The organism is Saccharopolyspora sp. NPDC049426, from assembly GCF_040676935.1.
Classification (GTDB): domain Bacteria; phylum Actinomycetota; class Actinomycetes; order Mycobacteriales; family Pseudonocardiaceae; genus Saccharopolyspora.
Window position 1 is genome coordinate 330559 of the sequence record NZ_JBFAPZ010000005.1, and the last position, 14762, is coordinate 345320.

14 protein-coding genes are annotated in these 14762 nt (G+C 71.5%); 9 read left to right on the plus strand and 5 right to left on the minus strand.

Translation table 11 applies throughout. From position 1 onward, the window contains the following. The first annotated feature begins 26 nt into the window (after positions 1 to 26). The 4 genes from AB0J78_RS13305 (at position 27) to AB0J78_RS13320 (ending at position 4167) form a co-directional block, all read left to right on the plus strand. Positions 27 to 1265 carry a cytochrome P450 gene (locus tag AB0J78_RS13305; protein ID WP_363789174.1) on the plus strand — a complete coding sequence of 413 codons (1239 nt, stop codon included), beginning with the start codon at positions 27 to 29 and terminating at the stop codon, positions 1263 to 1265. Positions 1266 to 1306: 41 nt separating this feature from the next. Further along, positions 1307 to 2488, plus strand: a complete 1182-nt coding sequence (locus tag AB0J78_RS13310; protein WP_363789175.1) for a sensor histidine kinase — start codon at positions 1307 to 1309, stop codon at positions 2486 to 2488. Next, positions 2485 to 3129, plus strand: coding sequence for a response regulator transcription factor (locus AB0J78_RS13315; protein WP_363789176.1), 645 nt, complete (start codon positions 2485 to 2487; stop codon positions 3127 to 3129). Before AB0J78_RS13310 ends, AB0J78_RS13315 begins: the two co-directional genes overlap by 4 nt. Before the next feature lie 111 nt (positions 3130 to 3240). Beyond that, the gene (locus tag AB0J78_RS13320; protein ID WP_363789177.1) at positions 3241 to 4167 is read left to right on the plus strand and encodes a hypothetical protein; all 927 of its coding nucleotides are present in this window, start codon (positions 3241 to 3243) and stop codon (positions 4165 to 4167) included. A gap of 32 nt (positions 4168 to 4199) precedes the next feature. Here the strand turns inward: AB0J78_RS13320 and AB0J78_RS13325 are convergent, their stop codons facing one another. Beyond that, a complete protein-coding gene (locus AB0J78_RS13325; RefSeq protein ID WP_363789178.1) occupies positions 4200 to 6170 on the minus strand; it encodes an arabinofuranosyltransferase in 1971 nt (656 codons plus the stop codon). Between the two features lie 194 nt (positions 6171 to 6364). On the opposite strand from AB0J78_RS13325, the gene AB0J78_RS13330 reads away from it, so the two are divergent. Then, positions 6365 to 6976: a DUF2567 domain-containing protein gene (locus AB0J78_RS13330; RefSeq protein ID WP_363789179.1), complete on the plus strand. Its 612-nt coding sequence runs from the start codon at positions 6365 to 6367 to the stop codon at positions 6974 to 6976. Positions 6977 to 7005: 29 nt separating this feature from the next. Here AB0J78_RS13330 and AB0J78_RS13335 read toward each other — a convergent pair whose 3' ends face one another. From AB0J78_RS13335 to AB0J78_RS13345, 3 genes are read right to left on the minus strand one after another with little or no spacing between them, the layout of a single operon-like run. Further along, positions 7006 to 7800 (minus strand): hypothetical protein, encoded by a 795-nt coding sequence (locus tag AB0J78_RS13335; RefSeq protein ID WP_363789180.1) that lies wholly within the window; start codon positions 7798 to 7800, stop codon positions 7006 to 7008. Positions 7801 to 7840: 40 nt separating this feature from the next. Then, positions 7841 to 8521: an LON peptidase substrate-binding domain-containing protein gene (locus AB0J78_RS13340; protein ID WP_363789181.1), complete on the minus strand. Its 681-nt coding sequence runs from the start codon at positions 8519 to 8521 to the stop codon at positions 7841 to 7843. 58 nt (positions 8522 to 8579) lie between these two features. Further along, entirely contained in the window at positions 8580 to 9260 is a 681-nt protein-coding gene (locus tag AB0J78_RS13345; RefSeq protein WP_363789182.1) for an NUDIX domain-containing protein, read from the minus strand. Positions 9261 to 9379: 119 nt separating this feature from the next. Here AB0J78_RS13345 and nadA point away from each other — a divergent pair, with 119 nt between their 5' ends. The 4 genes from nadA to AB0J78_RS13365 all read left to right on the plus strand — a co-directional run bounded on the left by nadA (position 9380) and on the right by AB0J78_RS13365 (position 13929). Beyond that, positions 9380 to 10393, plus strand: coding sequence for a quinolinate synthase NadA (nadA, locus tag AB0J78_RS13350; protein WP_363789183.1), 1014 nt, complete (start codon positions 9380 to 9382; stop codon positions 10391 to 10393). Then, positions 10390 to 11988 (plus strand): L-aspartate oxidase, encoded by a 1599-nt coding sequence (locus tag AB0J78_RS13355; RefSeq protein ID WP_363789184.1) that lies wholly within the window; start codon positions 10390 to 10392, stop codon positions 11986 to 11988. Before nadA ends, AB0J78_RS13355 begins: the two co-directional genes overlap by 4 nt. Next, complete coding sequence (nadC, locus tag AB0J78_RS13360; protein WP_363789185.1) at positions 11985 to 12833, plus strand: carboxylating nicotinate-nucleotide diphosphorylase; 849 nt, start codon at positions 11985 to 11987, stop codon at positions 12831 to 12833. The genes AB0J78_RS13355 and nadC overlap by 4 nt, the downstream gene beginning before the upstream one ends. 193 nt (positions 12834 to 13026) lie before the next feature. Further along, positions 13027 to 13929, plus strand: coding sequence for a type II CAAX endopeptidase family protein (locus tag AB0J78_RS13365; protein WP_363789186.1), 903 nt, complete (start codon positions 13027 to 13029; stop codon positions 13927 to 13929). Here the strand turns inward: AB0J78_RS13365 and AB0J78_RS13370 are convergent. Continuing rightward, positions 13893 to 14684, minus strand: coding sequence for a carbon-nitrogen hydrolase family protein (locus AB0J78_RS13370; protein WP_363789326.1), 792 nt, complete (start codon positions 14682 to 14684; stop codon positions 13893 to 13895). The two genes, AB0J78_RS13365 and AB0J78_RS13370, sit on opposite strands and share 37 nt — an antisense overlap. Between the last annotated feature and the right edge of the window lie 78 nt (positions 14685 to 14762).

Sequence of the window (14762 nt, forward strand, 5' to 3'; positions counted from 1 at the left end):
TCTCACCACTCACGGATGGGGGTTCCATGACGGCGCACACCGACCCGATTCCCTTCGACGCCGGGTTCGCGCAGGACCTGCACGCCCGCTACGCGGAGCTGCGGGCCGCCGGACCGGTGCACCGGCTGGTCAACGAGAGCGGCCTGCCGGTCTGGGTGGTGACCCGGTACGACGACGCCCGCGCGCTGCTGGCCGATCCTCGGCTGGGCAAGGACGCGCAGACCATCTTCCGGCTGGTCATGGACCGCTTCGCGCCCGGCGCCGAGCGGCCGGAGTCGGAGGACGGCAGGTTCGCCGGCGGCGGGTTCGACATGCACATGCTCAACATGGACCCGCCGGACCACACGCGGCTGCGGAAGCTGGTGGTCAAGGCGTTCACCGCCCGCCGGATCGAGTCGCTGCGACCGCGGATCGAGCAAATCACCGAGGAACTGCTGACCGCGATGGCCGGTCGGTCCGAAGTGGACGTCCTGGACGCGTTCGCGTTCCCGCTGCCGATCCGGGTGATCTGCGAGCTGCTGGGCGTCGACGAGAGCCGCCGCGACGACTTCCGGCTCTGGACCAACCGGCTGCTCGACGACCTCGACGCGGAGGCGTCCGTGCAGGCCGCAGGCGAGATGTCGAAGTACCTGACCGAACTGCTCGCCGCCAAGCGCGAGAACCCCGGTGACGACCTGCTCACTGCGTTGATCGAGGTGTCGGAGGACGAGGACCGGCTCAGCGAGCCCGAGCTGATCTCGATGGTGTTCCTGCTGCTGGTGGCAGGTCACGAGACGACGGTGAACCTGATCGGCAACGGCGTCCTGGCGCTGCTGACCAACCCGGACCAGTTCGCCGCGCTGCGCGCGAACCCGGACCTGGTGGACGGCGCGGTGGAGGAGATGCTGCGCTTCGACGGCCCGCTCATGCACACCACGTTCCGCTTCACGACCGAGCCGATCACGATCGGCGGAACCGAGATTCCCGCAGGCGAATTCGTCTGGGCGGGACTGGCCGCCGCCAACCGCGACCCGGACCGCTTCCCGGACGCCGACTCGTTCGACATCTCCCGGGACGCCCAGGGGCACCTGGCCTTCGGGCACGGCATCCACTTCTGCCTCGGTGCCCCGCTGGCCCGGATGGAGGCGCAGATCGCGCTGCGCGGCCTGATCGCGCACTTCCCGGACCTGACGCTGGCCACCTCGCCGGAGAAGCTCGGCCGCCGCAACTCCAGCCTCATCCACGGGCTCCGCGCGCTCCCGGTCCGCCCGGCTTCTCATCCGTGAGGAGGAGGTGGGGCTCGTCCCCACGCGCCTACGGTGGGCCGATGCCCACCTCGTGGCGGCTCGACCAGCGGTTGGCGCTCGACGGCGTCGCGGCCGCGCTCGTGCTCGTCCTCGCCGCCGGCGCGTCGCTGAGCGCGCTGCGGGGTGCGGCACCGTGGCTGTGGATCGCCTCGGTGATCGCGCTGATCGGTCTCGCGGTGTGCGTGGCGCTGCGCAGGATCCGGCCCTTCGCGACGCTGCCGCTGGCCAGCGCCTGCGTGCTCGCGCTCGTCGTCCTGCCGGAGCTGCCCGGTGGCGTCCCGCCCGTCCTGCTGCCGTTCACCGCGATCTACCCCGTGCTGCTGTACTCGGTGATCGCCCACACCGACCACCAGGTGCTTCCCGTGGCCTGCGGGCTGATCGGATCGGCGCTGGTGGTGGCCCGCACGGTGGTGAGCTTCCCGGGAACCGGGGCGCCGCCGGTCGTGCTCGGGGCCGTCGCGGTCGCCTCGGTGCTCTCGGCGTGGGCGCTCGGGCGGTACCGGCGGATCCGCGTGTCCTACGTGCGCGCGCTGGAGGAGAACGCCGAGCGCGCCGAGCAGCTGCGGCAGGAGCAGGTGCGCGCGGCGATCGCCGCGGAGCGGCGGTTGATCGCTCGTGAGATCCACGACGTGGCGGCGCACTCGCTGGCGGTCGTGCTCACCCAGGCCGACACCGCGCGCGTGCTGTTCGACCGCGATCCCGAACGCGCGCGGGAGATGCTCTCGACCGCGCTGGAGGTCGGCCGCGACGCGATGCAGGAGATGCGCGGGATGCTCGGAGTCCTGCGTTCGGGTGACGACCCGGTGAGTGGGGACCAGGACCGCGATCTCGATTCGCTGATCGGTTCCTTCCGCCAGGCCGGGGCGGACGTGGAGCTGCGCAGCTCCGGGACCAGGCACGATCTCGGAACCGCCGAGCGGCACGCGGTGTACCGGGTGGTCCAGGAGTCGGTCACCAACGCCCTCAAGCACGTCGGCCCGGAGGTGAGGTGCCGGATCTTCCTGGTCTGGGAACCGCAGCGGCTTACCGTGATCGTGACGGACGACGGCCCCGGGACCGCCGACGACCTCACCGCGCGCGGTGGGTACGGCCTGGTCGGGATGGCCGAGCGGATGCGGCAGATCGGAGGGCGATTCGTGGTGCGCAGCGAGCCCGGTGCGGGCACGACGGTGCGGGCGGAGTTCGAGTTGGGGGAGCGGTGACCGCGATCCGCGTGGTCGTCGCCGACGACCAGGAGCTGATCCGCTCCGCGCTCGGGATCGTGCTCGGCCTGCACGAGGACATCGAGGTCGTGGCCGAGGTGGATTCGGGTTCGGCGGCGGTGGAGGCCTGCCGGAGGCACCGGGTCGACGTGGTGCTGATGGACATCCGGATGCCCGGAATGGACGGCATCGCCGCGACCGAGCTGATCAGCGCCGAGCAGCCGGAGACCCGGGTACTGATCCTGACCACCTTCGACCTGGACGAGAACCTCTTCGCCGCGCTGCGGGCGGGCGCGGGCGGTTTCCTCACCAAGGACACGCCGGGGGAGGAGGTCGCGGCCGCCGTGCGGGAAGTCCACAAGGGACATTCGATCGTCTCACCGCGCGCCACCCGCACCCTGCTGGAGGTGGCCCGGTGGGCGGCGCCGCGCGGTCCCGATCCGCGGTGGGACTCGCTGACCGGCCGCGAGCGGGACGTGCTCGCGGCCCTGGCGCGCGGGTCGTCCAACGCCGAGATCGGGGCCGAGCTGCACCTGGCGGAGACGACGGTGAAGACCCACGTCGCGGCGATCCTGCGCAAGCTGGACGTCCGCGACCGGCTGCACGCGGTCATCTGGGCCTACGACAACGGCGTCGTCTGAGGGGTCCTCGCGGATCGTCCGCGAGGTCTCCGAAATCTCCTCCTCGAGGAGGAGAAGGTCTCTTCGTCGCGGTGGAGGTCGCGCGCCGCCGGAATCACGACCATTGCCGTCATGACCGAACAACGGAAGTTCGCACGAGGTTTCGTCCTCGTCGGTGGCGTTCTGCTGGTGCTGGTCGCGTCGGTGTGCGCGATCACCGGTGCGGTCAGCCCGATGGCAGACCCGTCCGACCTCTTCGCCTCCGCGTTGACCCTGCTGCCGCAGCCGGCCGCGAACCTGGTGGTCGCGGTGATCGGTGCGGTGACCGCGGCGACCGCGCTGGTGTCCGCGGGCCGCGCTGCCGTCCCGCTGCGGACGGCCTCGATCGTCGGCCTGCTGGTGCTGCTCGGCCCCGGCGTGCTGGCCGCTGTCGGGTACTTACCGTTCCTGCTCGTCTCGGCGCTGGCGGGAGACCCCGATCCGCTGCGGAAGTACCTGTCGGTGGCGCTGGTGCTCCAGCTGGTCGTCGTCGCGCTGGTGGTGACGATGCTGTGGACTTGGATCGAGCAGGCGGCGCGCGGTGGCGGAGCGACGAGGCCGGGCCGAGGGCGGATGTGGACGTGGATCGCCATCGCCGTGCCGCTGGTGTACGCCGTGAGCCGGGTGCTGATGGCGACCGGGTTCCCCGGCCTGTCGATGGAGAACACCAGCGCCGCAGGCGGTCTCGGGCTCGCGGCGGCCGCTGCGGGCGGTGCCGTCCTGACGTGGGGGCTGATCCGCCCGTGGGGCGAGCGCTTCCCGCGCTGGATGGTCGGGCTGGCGGGCAGGCCTGTGCCGGTGCGGATGGCGGTGCTGCCCGCGCTGTTCGTCGCCGTGCTGATGCTGGCGGGCAGCAGGCTGCTGGTGCTGCAGGTGCTCGCCGACAGCCCCGGGATCCCGAACCACCCGCTGGTCTGGCTGCCGATCGTGCTGTGGCCGCTGTGGTCGGTCGCGCTCGCCGCCGCCGCGATGCACTACCGGTTCCGCCGGGCACGGCCCGGAGTGGAGGTCGTCCGATGAACGTCCTCGAAAGGCCGTGCCCGGCCGCCGGATCAGCGCAGCGCGATGATCGTGTACGGGCCGACGTCGCGCTTGACGAAGGCCGGGGAGTTGAAGAGCTCGCGGTCGAAGTAGACGTGGTAGTCCCGCACGTTCGGGTTCTGCGGGAACGAGTCTCCCTTGAGCTGCAGGGCGAGATCGCCCTCGTGCTCCGGCGGGGCCTCCACGTCGGAGTAGCGGCTCTGCGGGTTGTCGAGGATGAACACGTTGGGGCTCTTGAACTTCGAGCCGCGCACCATCCGCAACAGCTCGTCGCTGCTCTTGGCCTCGGTCCAGCGCTCGATCTCGGCCGCCCGGTCGTCGTAGTCGGCCAGCGGGTTGGCGTAGTGCGGCGTCTCCTGCTGGAAACCCCAGTACGGCTGGAAGGACATGAGCTTGTAGTCGGTGCTCAGCAGCACGTTCTGGTCGGGCTCGCGACCGGTGAGCGAGGCGATCGCGCGGATCTCGTCGTCGAACCAGGAACCGCGCTGCCCGGGGTCCTTGTTGCCCTTGGCGTTGTCGCCGGTCGGGTAGTAGTCGGTGTAGGCCTGCTCGGTGTTGGCGCGGAGCTTGTCGCTGATCGCCTCCTGGGTGACGCTCACCGCGCCGATCAGGCCGAGCGCGCAGGCGACGAGGCTGATCTGCACCGCGTACCGCGGGTCGATCCTGCGCCGCAGGTAGCCGATGAGCTCCAGCAGCCCGAGCACGCCGGCGACCGCGAGCGTCAGGTCCAGGACGACGTTGAGCCGGAACGCCAGCAGCGTCGTCTTGGCCAGCAGGGCGAGCGTGGACAGGGCGAACCAGCCGTAGATCGCCAGCACGATCGCCAGCATCGAAGCGGCGATCTCGCTGTGGCGGCAGCGCAGCAACAACCACACGAAGCCCGCCAGGCACAGCCCGCCGAACGCGGTCGCCTCGGTCATCGGCACCGGCAGGAGCGCGCCGTCCTCGGGCAGGTAGTGCTGCGCGGCGCTGCGCGGGTTGTTGAGCAGGAAGCCGGTGGACAGCACGTAGGGCAGCCACACGATCAGCGCGATCAGCAGGCTGACCACGCCGATCGGCAGCAGCCGCAGGAACAGCTGCTTGACCACCGGTCCCACCCCGGCGCCCTGGCGGACCCGGCGCACGCCGGTGATCAGCGCCATCAGCATGATCATCACGACGGCGAAGCCGAAGTGCAGCGTGTAGGTGATCGCGGCGAACCCGACGTAACCGCCGATGCAGATCAGCGTCCAGCGCGGTGTGCCCTCGGTCGTCCGCAGCGAGCGCCAGGCCAGCACGGCGACCGGCACCAGCCACGCGGCCGACGGCCAGGCGTAGGGCTCCACGATGCCGTGCAGCATGCCCGACAGCGCGGTCACGACGGCGGCCAGCAGCGCGAGCCGGCGACGCAGCACCACGCTCCAGAGCGTGAACGCCACGACAGCGGTCACCGCGACCCAGCACAGCGCGTAGAGCTTGTAGGCCGCCCAGCCCTCCCAGCCCAGGAGGTTGGCGAAGCGGCCGCCGAGCCAGAACCAGCCGCTCGGGTAGTAGGGAGCGGTCTCCGCGTAGTTCATGTCGGCCAGGCCCAGCGTCGAGGCCATGCGCGTCATCAACTGCATGCGGAAGCCGTTGTCGGTGGACGATCCGCCGTAGTAGAAGCGCGAGGACTGCAACGGGATGGCCAGCGACAACGTGCTGAAGGCGCTCAGCGCGACCCAGGTCGCGGCGAGCTTGCCCCAGCGGCCGATGCGCGTGGCGCGGTATCCGAACGCCAGCAGCGCGAACAGGGCTGCCAGGACGAGACCGCTGCTGAGCATGGTCAGCGCCTCGGGCGCGTAGCTGGGTTCGCTGATGCTCAGCCGCGCGGCGGCGAACTGCAGCACCATGCTCACCACTGCGGCGACCGCGGAACCGGCGACCAGTTCGGCTACGGTGTTGCGCAGCGGGAGCCGGACGGCCGAGTTCTGCCGCGGCTCGTCGATCGGGCTCGGTCCGGTCAACTGGGGAGACGGCAGGATTCCCACCACTTCACTCGTCCTTCGGCGTAGCCGACATGAGGGCTCGCGCAGAATAGTTGATGTGCGCACCGCGCCCGTCCATCGGGTGACTGGGAGGGGTGCGAAGAAACGCTATGGTGACCGGAAAATTTCGCAAGCCGGGCCGGTGGCGGCGAACGCGAGGAGGAGGTCGGCGGGTGTCCGACAGCCCAGTGGACGATCCGGGCACGACGCGTGCTCTCCCGGAGCGGATCGAGCCCGAGGAGGCCGCGCTGCTCTCGGTCCTGACGCCACCCAGTCCGAAGGTGGTGGTCAAGGCCGACCTGCTGCCGGCGATCAGCGCGATCTCGCTGATCGCGTTGCTGGGGTTGCCGATGGGCTGGTTGTGGTCGCGGCTGGCACCTCCGCAGGAGAGCGTGCTGGGGCGTGGCGGCACGGTGAGCCCGCTGCTGGTGGAGAGCTACCACGAGTTCGACGGCATCGCGATCTTCACGCTGCTGGCCTTCGCCGCCGGTCTGCTCACCGCCGCGGTGCTGTGGCGGATTCGCGGCAGGCGCGGCCCGGTCCTGCTCATCGGCGGTGTGCTGGGCTCGCTGGTGGCGTCCTGGCTGGGGATCCAGATGGGCGGCTCGCTCGCGGCCGGGCTCTACCCGATGCCGTCGAACCCGCAGCTCGGCGACCTGATCACGGTCGCCCCGGAGATCACCACGATGTGGGTGCTGGTCGCCATGCCGTTGGCGCTCTCCCTCGGCTACGGCATCGCGACGTCCTGGAACGGCTTCGACGACCTGGGACGACGTCTGAAGTAGGGGCTTCGGACCGCAACCGCCCTGTGCCCTCACCGCGGACGCAACGAACCGCCGATCGCGTTCAGCGTCTCGGGCGTGACCGCGCCCGGGACGTCCTGGTCCGCGGCGGCGACGAAGACCACCGAGCTCTTGCCGTCGCTGTTGGTGGCCACGGCCGTGACAGCGACCGAGCGGGCGTCGCAGCCCGCCGGGGCGGGCAGCGCGACCCGGGCGTTGATGCGCGTGGCGGGCAGCCCGCCGCTGAGCCGCAGCTGCTCGGGCGGTGACTGCTCGACGAGCGGGGCGACGCCGTCGCGGGTGAACGCGTGGCCGATGAACCTGCCGATGGCCTCGCCGGCGACGGCGGTGTTGTCCGGTCCCAGCCGGGCACTGGCGCCCGCCATCGCGCGGAAGCTGTTGTCGTCCCCCGGGCAGAAACCCAGTTGCTGGTGCGACACCCCGGTGAGCGTGACCGCGTCCTCCGGCGGTCCGACGGCGTGCACGCTCTCCGGGTTCGGGTCGACCTCCCAGTCCGGCGGCACGTCGTAGGCGGCGTGGCGCTTGGGCACGGCGACCACGTGCCACCCGGACACCACGGGCTCCGCCGAGGACGTGGTCGCGGGGGCCGGGTCGGGCGGCTGCGATCCGGCCTGCTGGCTCCGGAGGCCGAACACCAGCACCGCCGACATCGCGCCGATCAGCACGACGGCACCGAGCGAGACGGCGAAGATCAGCCATCCGCGCTTCTTCCCGCGGGGCGGCTCGAACCCCTGCTGCGGCTGCTGGAAGGCGTTGAAGCCCCGGTACTGCCGTTGCGGATCCCAGGGGTCACCAGGTGAGGACATGCGCCGATCCTAGATCGGGCGGACCCCTTACCTGCCCCTGCTAGTTCAGGCTGGGTTGTTGCGCGAACTCGGCCAGCGGCGCCGGAACCGCGCGCAGCTCGCGCAGGAACTCGGCCTCCCTCAGGAGCAGCTTGCGCACGGTGCGCAGCCGGATCAGCGGGTCGGTCTCCTCCAGCAGGGCCTGGCGGTCCTCGGTCGTCAGCACGCAGTCGTCGGCCAGCAGGTACGACAGGTCGGCGGATTCGGAGTCCTCGCCGGGAACCTCGCGGGGCCCGCTGCGCATGCCCGAGGCGTGGTAGCGCTGGTGGGCGTCGCGCGCCCCCGCGGTGAGCCGTTCGCGGCGGCCCGGGGTGTCGGGCTCCGGTTCGGTGTCGGGCAGCCATTGCACGCGGGCCAGCAGGTAGGGCGCGGATTCGCGGTCGATCTGCAGCAGCCGGAAGCGCCGCTCGCCGAAGGCGGTGACGTCGTAGCGCCCGCCGGGCAGCTGCCGGGCCTCGTCGAGCACGGCCGTGCAGCCGACGTCGTACAACGAGTCGACGTTGTCCTCGCCGACCTCCCATCCCTGCCGGATGGTGACCACGCCGAACCGGCGGTCGGGCACGGCTTCGTTGAGCAGGTCTTGCACGAGGTCGCGGTAGCGCGGCTCGAAGATGTTCAGCGGAAGGTGCCCGCCCGGGAGCAGCACGGACCCCAGGGGGAACAGCGGCAACGTGTCCAACACGCCTCCCAAACTACTTCGATCGACGCAACGAGGCTGCTCCAAGTGAAACAGGCGATGTTCAGGTCGGGGGGCGGAACACCGCGAACGGGTCGGTCACCTGCAGGTCTCGCGAGGTGAAGCGGAACAGCGCGGGCGGTCTGCCCCCGGAGCGCCCGGCGGGCACGGTGCGGCCGGTGGGCTCCAGGACACCGCGCCGGGACAGCACGCGCTGCAGGTTCGTCGCGGCGACCTGGTAGCCGAGCGCGGCCGAGTAGATCCCGCGCAGTTCGGACACGGTGAACTCGGCCGGGGCCAGCGCGAACCCGATGTTGGTGTAGGAGAGCTTGGCGCGCAGCCGGTCTCGCGCGACGAGCACGATCTCCTCGTGGTCGAAGGCCGTCGCGGGCAGGTCGTCGACCGGGAACCAGCGGGTGTCGGCGGGCACTTCGGGGTCGACGTCGGCGGGCACCAGGCACAGGAACGCGGTGGCGATCACCCGCCGGTCGGGCACCCGGCCGGGGGAGCTGAACACCGAGAGCTGCTCGACGTGGGAGAGCTTGTGCACGTCGACCTTCTCGGCGAGCTGCCGCCGGATCGAGGCCTCGACGTCCTCGTCGGCGGCCAGCCAGCCCCGGGGCAGCGACCAGCGGTGCAGCGCGGGCTCTTTGGCGCGTTGCCACAGCATCACCTGGAGTCGTTCGTCGCGGATCTGGAGGACTCCGGCGAGGACTTCGTGAGCTGCGTCTCTGCCATCCGCCATGGCTCCGGTGTTACGATGTGGCACGTTTTCGATTATAAGGCGAAAACCTCGGGGCCGTTGATCCGGGGTGAGTTGCGGGGTCTCCGGCACGTCTCGGGGCCCCCGGCGAGGAGGACGAGATGGCGACTGCGACGTGGCAGCGGACCGATGCCGGCTACACCGGTGTCGAAGCCGATGCCGCCTGGGCCGAGGAGGTCCGGCGGTTGGCCGAGGAGCGCGACGCCGTGCTGCTGGCGCACAACTACCAGCTGCCCGAGATCCAGGACGTCGCCCACCACACCGGTGACTCGCTGGCGCTGAGCCGCATCGCGGCCAACAGCGACGCGAGCACGATCGTCTTCTGCGGCGTGCACTTCATGGCCGAGACCGCCAAGATCCTCGGCCCGGAGAAGACGGTGCTGATCCCCGACGAACGGGCGGGCTGCTCGCTGGCCGACTCGATCACCGCCGAGCAGCTGCGCGCGTGGAAGGACGAGCACCCGGGCGCGGTCGTCGTCTCCTACGTCAACACCACCGCGGAGGTGAAGGCCGAGACCGACATCTGCTGCACCTCCTCCAACGCGGTCGACGTGGTGCGCTCGATCCCGGAGGACCGCCAGGTGCTGTTCTGCCCGGACCAGTTCCTGGGCGCCCACGTCAAGCGCGAGACCGGCCGGGAGAACCTGCACATCTGGGCCGGTGAGTGCCACGTGCACGCCGGGATCAACGGGCCGGAGCTGGCCGAGCGCGCCGCCGCGTCGCCGGAGGCGGACCTGTTCATCCACCCCGAGTGCGGCTGCGCGACCTCCGCGCTCTACCTCGCGGGCGAGGGCACCGTGGAACCGGAACGGGTGAAGATCTTGTCCACCGGCGACATGCTCACCGCGGCGAGGGACACCGGCGCGCGCTCCGTGCTGGTGGCCACCGAGGTCGGCATGCTGCACCAGCTGCGGAAGGCCGCTCCGGAGATCGACTTCCGCGCGGTCAACGACCGCGCCTCCTGCCGCTACATGAAGATGATCACCCCGGCGGCCCTGCTGCGCTGCCTGCGCGAAGGCGCCGACGAGGTGCACGTGCCCACCGACGTCGCCGACCGCGCTCGGGCCTCGGTGGAGCGCATGATCGCCATCGGCAAGTCCGGCGGTGGCGAGTGACCTGGGAGGCCGGTGCCGACCTGCTGGTCGTCGGCACCGGTGTGGCCGGGCTGACCGCCGCGCTGCGCGCCCGCGAAGCCGGTCTGCGCGTGCTTGTCCTGAGCAAGGACTCCGTCGCGGCGGGCAACACCGGCTGGGCGCAGGGCGGCATCGCCGTGGTGCGGCCGGACGAGCTCGACCCGGGCGACAGCCTGCACAAGCACGTCGAGGACACGCTGACCGCGGGGGTCGGCCTGTGCTCGCCGCAGGCGGTGCGCGACATCCTCGCCGACGGTGCGCAGGCCATCGGCCGGTTGCGCGCGGCGGGCGCGGAGTTCGACGCCGTCGACGGCGCGCTGGCCCGCACCCGCGAGGGCGGGCACCAGGCCTTCCGCGTCATCCACGCAGGTGGGGACGCCACCGGTGCGGAGGTGCAGCGGGCGCTGGTGTCGGCCGTGCGCGGTGGCGGGATCCCGGTGCTGGAGCAGCACTGCGTGGTCGAGCTGCTGCGCGGCGAGGGCGGCGCGATCGCCGGGGCGCTGGCGATGGACTCCGAGAGCCGACCCGGTGTGCTGCACGCGCCCGCGGTGCTGCTCGCCACCGGCGGCCTCGGCCAGCTCTACGCCGCCACGACGAACCCCGACGTGTCCACTGCGGACGGTGTCGCGCTGGCGCTGCGCGCCGGGGCGGGAGTGGCGGACCTGGAGTTCGTGCAGTTCCACCCGACCGTGCTCTACGCCGAGGGCGAAGCGCGCGGACGTCGGCCGCTGGTCACCGAGGCGGTGCGCGGCGAAGGCGCGGTGCTGCTGGACGTGCGCGGCGACCGGGTGATGGACGGAGTGCATCCGCTGGGCGACCTGGCGCCGCGCGACGTGGTGTCGGCGGCGATCACCCGCCGCGCCGCGGAGACCGGTGCCGAGCACGTCTTCCTGGACGCCACCGGGATCCCCGGTTTCGCCGAGCGCTTCCCGACCGTGCACGCCTCGTGCCGGGAGGCGGGGATCGATCCGGCGGCCGAGCCGATCCCGGTTGCCAGCGCGGCGCACTACTCGTGCGGCGGTGTGGTGTCCGATGTGGATGGTCGCACCGCGGTGACCGGCCTGTACGCGGCGGGAGAGGTGGCCTGCACGGGCCTGCACGGCGCGAACCGGCTGGCCTCCAACAGCCTGCTGGAAGGGCTCGTCGTGGGCGGGCGAGCGGCCTCAGCCGTGGCCAAGGACCTCGGGTGCGGCCTGCTGTCGCGCACGCCGGTGGGCGAGGTCGAGCCGCCCGCGTTCGCGGTCGTCGAGCGAGACCTGCTGCAGCGCACCATGAGCAGGCACGCGGGCATCGGCCGCAGTGAGAGCGGGATGGCCGAGGCGTGCTCGGTGCTGGACCGCGCCTCCGTCGTCCGTCCGCTGCGGACGCGTCAGGCGGTGGAGGACGCGTCGCTGACGCTGACCGCGCAGGCCTTGCTGGCGGCGGCCAGGCTCCGCGTGGAATCGCGCGGCTGCCACCGGCGCACCGACTTCCCGGACACCGACGACCTGCGCTGGCGGCGCAGCGCGGTGCTCCGGCTGGACGCCTCGGGGTGGTTGATCCACGCCGAGACCGGAATTGCGAGGACTGCGGCATGACTTTCGACTTCGACGGCGCTCGCGAGATCGTCCGCACGGCCCTGGCCGAGGACTTGCGCTACGGGCCGGACGCCACCACCGAGGCCACGGTCGCGGAGGACGCGGTCGCCGAGGCGGGCTTCAACACCCGCAAAGCCGGTGTGCTGGCGGGCCTTCCGCTGACGCGCCTGGTGCTCGACGAGGTGCTGGGCGCCGACGCCTACCAGGTGCTCGACGAACGCGCCGACGGCGATCGGCTCGCCCCCGGTGACTGCGCGCTGCGGGTGAAGGCGCCGGTCCGGGGCCTGCTCACCGCCGAACGCACCGCGCTCAACCTGCTGACCCACCTGTCCGGCATCGCCACCGCGACCTCGGCGTGGGTGGACGCGGTGGCAGGAACGGGATGCCGGATCCGGGACAGCCGCAAGACCCTCCCGGGCCTGCGCGACCTGCAGAAGTACGCGGTCCGCTGCGGTGGCGGCGTCAACCACCGCATGGGTTTGGGCGACGCGATCCTGATCAAGGACAACCACGTGGTCGCCGCGGGTTCCCCGGCGGCCGCCGTCCGAGCCTGCCGCGCCCACGCCCCGGAGCTCCCGATGGAGGTCGAGGTCGGCGATCTCGCCGAGCTCGAAGAGGTGCTGGCGGAGAACGTCTCCCTGGTCCTGCTGGACAACTTCACCCCGGACCAGTGCGCCGAAGCGGTGACCCGCACCCGCGCGCTCTCGCCTGGCACGGAGCTGGAGGCCTCCGGCGGCCTGACCCTCGACGTGGCAGCGGCCTACGCCCGAACCGGCGTCCACTACCTCGCGGTGGGAGCCCTGACCCACTCCTCCCCGTCCCTGGACCTCGGCCTGGACATGTGACCCGGACCAGCATCACCCTCCCAGGTGCTCGAATTCACCCGGCTGCGCAACCCTTTTCGAATTTCGCGCGAAATTCGAGCCCGAAACTCGGCGTTCGAACTTCGCGCGAAATTCGAATCCCCCTGGTCAGGAGGTGTGGGGGCGGTGGGGGTGTTCGTGTTGCGGCATGATCGGGTGGAACGGGAGGTGCGTGGTGGATTCGGCTTTGTTGGGCGGGGCCTCGGCGGCGCGGCGGCCCACCGGTCCGGTGCTCGGACTGCTGGTGGTGGTCGTGTGCCTGCTGGTGGGGCCCGCGGTGGTGACGCTGGCGCTGTTGCCGGTCTTCGGGGTTTCCGCGCTGGCCCTGGTGGGCGGGCCCATGGGGATCGGGACTCAGCTGGTGCTGCTGCTGAGCTTCCTCGGAGCCAGCGGCTTGCTCGCGCTCTGGGTGCTGGTCAAGGAGCGGCGTCCGCTGGCGAGCCTCGGGCTCTTCCCGGCTTCTCGGATCGGCACGCACCTGGCGTTCGGTGCCGGTGCGGCGGTCGTGCTGCTGGCGGTGCCCGTGGCGGTGAACCTGGTCAGCGGGCAGTACCTGGTCGGGCCGGTGCGGTTCGCGCAGATCGGGGCGGTGCTGCTGGCGCTGGTGGGGTTCGCCGTGCAGGCGTGCACCGAGGAGGTCGTCAGCCGCGGGTACCTGCTGCAGACCGCTTACCGGAAGTGGGGGCTCACGGCGGCGATCATCTTCCAGGCGTTGGTCTTCGCGCTCCTGCACGGAGCCAACTTCGACGTCGGCGTGCTGCCGCTGGTCAACGTCCTGCTGGTCGGTCTGTTGCTGGGGCTGTGGGCGGTGGCCGAGGGTTCGCTGTGGGGCGTGTGCGCCTTCCACGTCGTGTGGAACTGGTGCCAGGGCAACGTGGCCGGGATCCAGGTGTCCGGGATGGACATCCAGGCCACGCTGCTGAGCCTCGACCCCGAGCCGGGAACCGCTGAACTGCTCACCGGCGGCGGCTTCGGCGTCGAGGGCAGCATCATCACCACGGTCGTCCTGTCCCTCGCGACGGCGCTGGCGTTCCGAGCGGTTCAGAACCGCCGGTTGGTGAGCACCGGAACGGCCTGACGGGCTCCTTCGACCGCGTCCGGGTCGACGTCGACGACCTCGACGCCGGGTTCGGCGCCGAGCTGCGCGTGGACCACGCCGAGGGGAGTGGCGACGAGGCTGTGGCCGATGCCGGTGGGGGCCTTGCCGGAGGGTTCGCGGCCGATGCTGCGCGGGTCCGCCTGGCCGCAGGCGACGATCCAGGAGGTCGAGTCGAGCGCGCGGGCGCGCACCAGCAGCTCCCACTGCTCGCGCTTGCCCTCGCCGGAACCCCACGAGGCGGGGGTGACGATCACCGACGCGCCCTCGTCGGCGAGCTTCTGGAACAGACCGGGGAACCGGACGTCGTAGCAGGTGGTGAAGCCGATGCCGACGCCGTCGAGGGTGATCACGACCGTCTCCGCGCCGGGGGCGACGGTGTTCGACTCGGCGAAGCCGAACGCGTCGAACAGGTGGATCTTGTCGTAGGAGGCGTCCACGCCGCGACCGGTGATCAGCAGCGTGTTGGTGACCCGCCCGTCGTCGGCGGGGGTGAACATGCCCGCGACCACGGCGATGTCGGCTTCCCGCGCGAGGCGGCGGACCTCGGTGGCCCACGGGCCGTCCAGCGGCTCGGCCAGCGGTGCCAGCTTCACGCCGAAGCAGGCCATCGTCGCCTCGGGGAACACCGCGAGGTCGGCGCCTCCCTCGGCGGCCCGGCGGATCCCGTCGGCGACCAGTTCCAGGTTGGCCTTCGGGTCGGGACCCGACACGATCTGGCACAACGCGATTCGCATAGCCACAACCATCCTTCGACGAGTCTGCTTCGAAGTGGCGGAGCCACTTCCTCCTTCGGTGAGCGCTCTCGCGGCCGG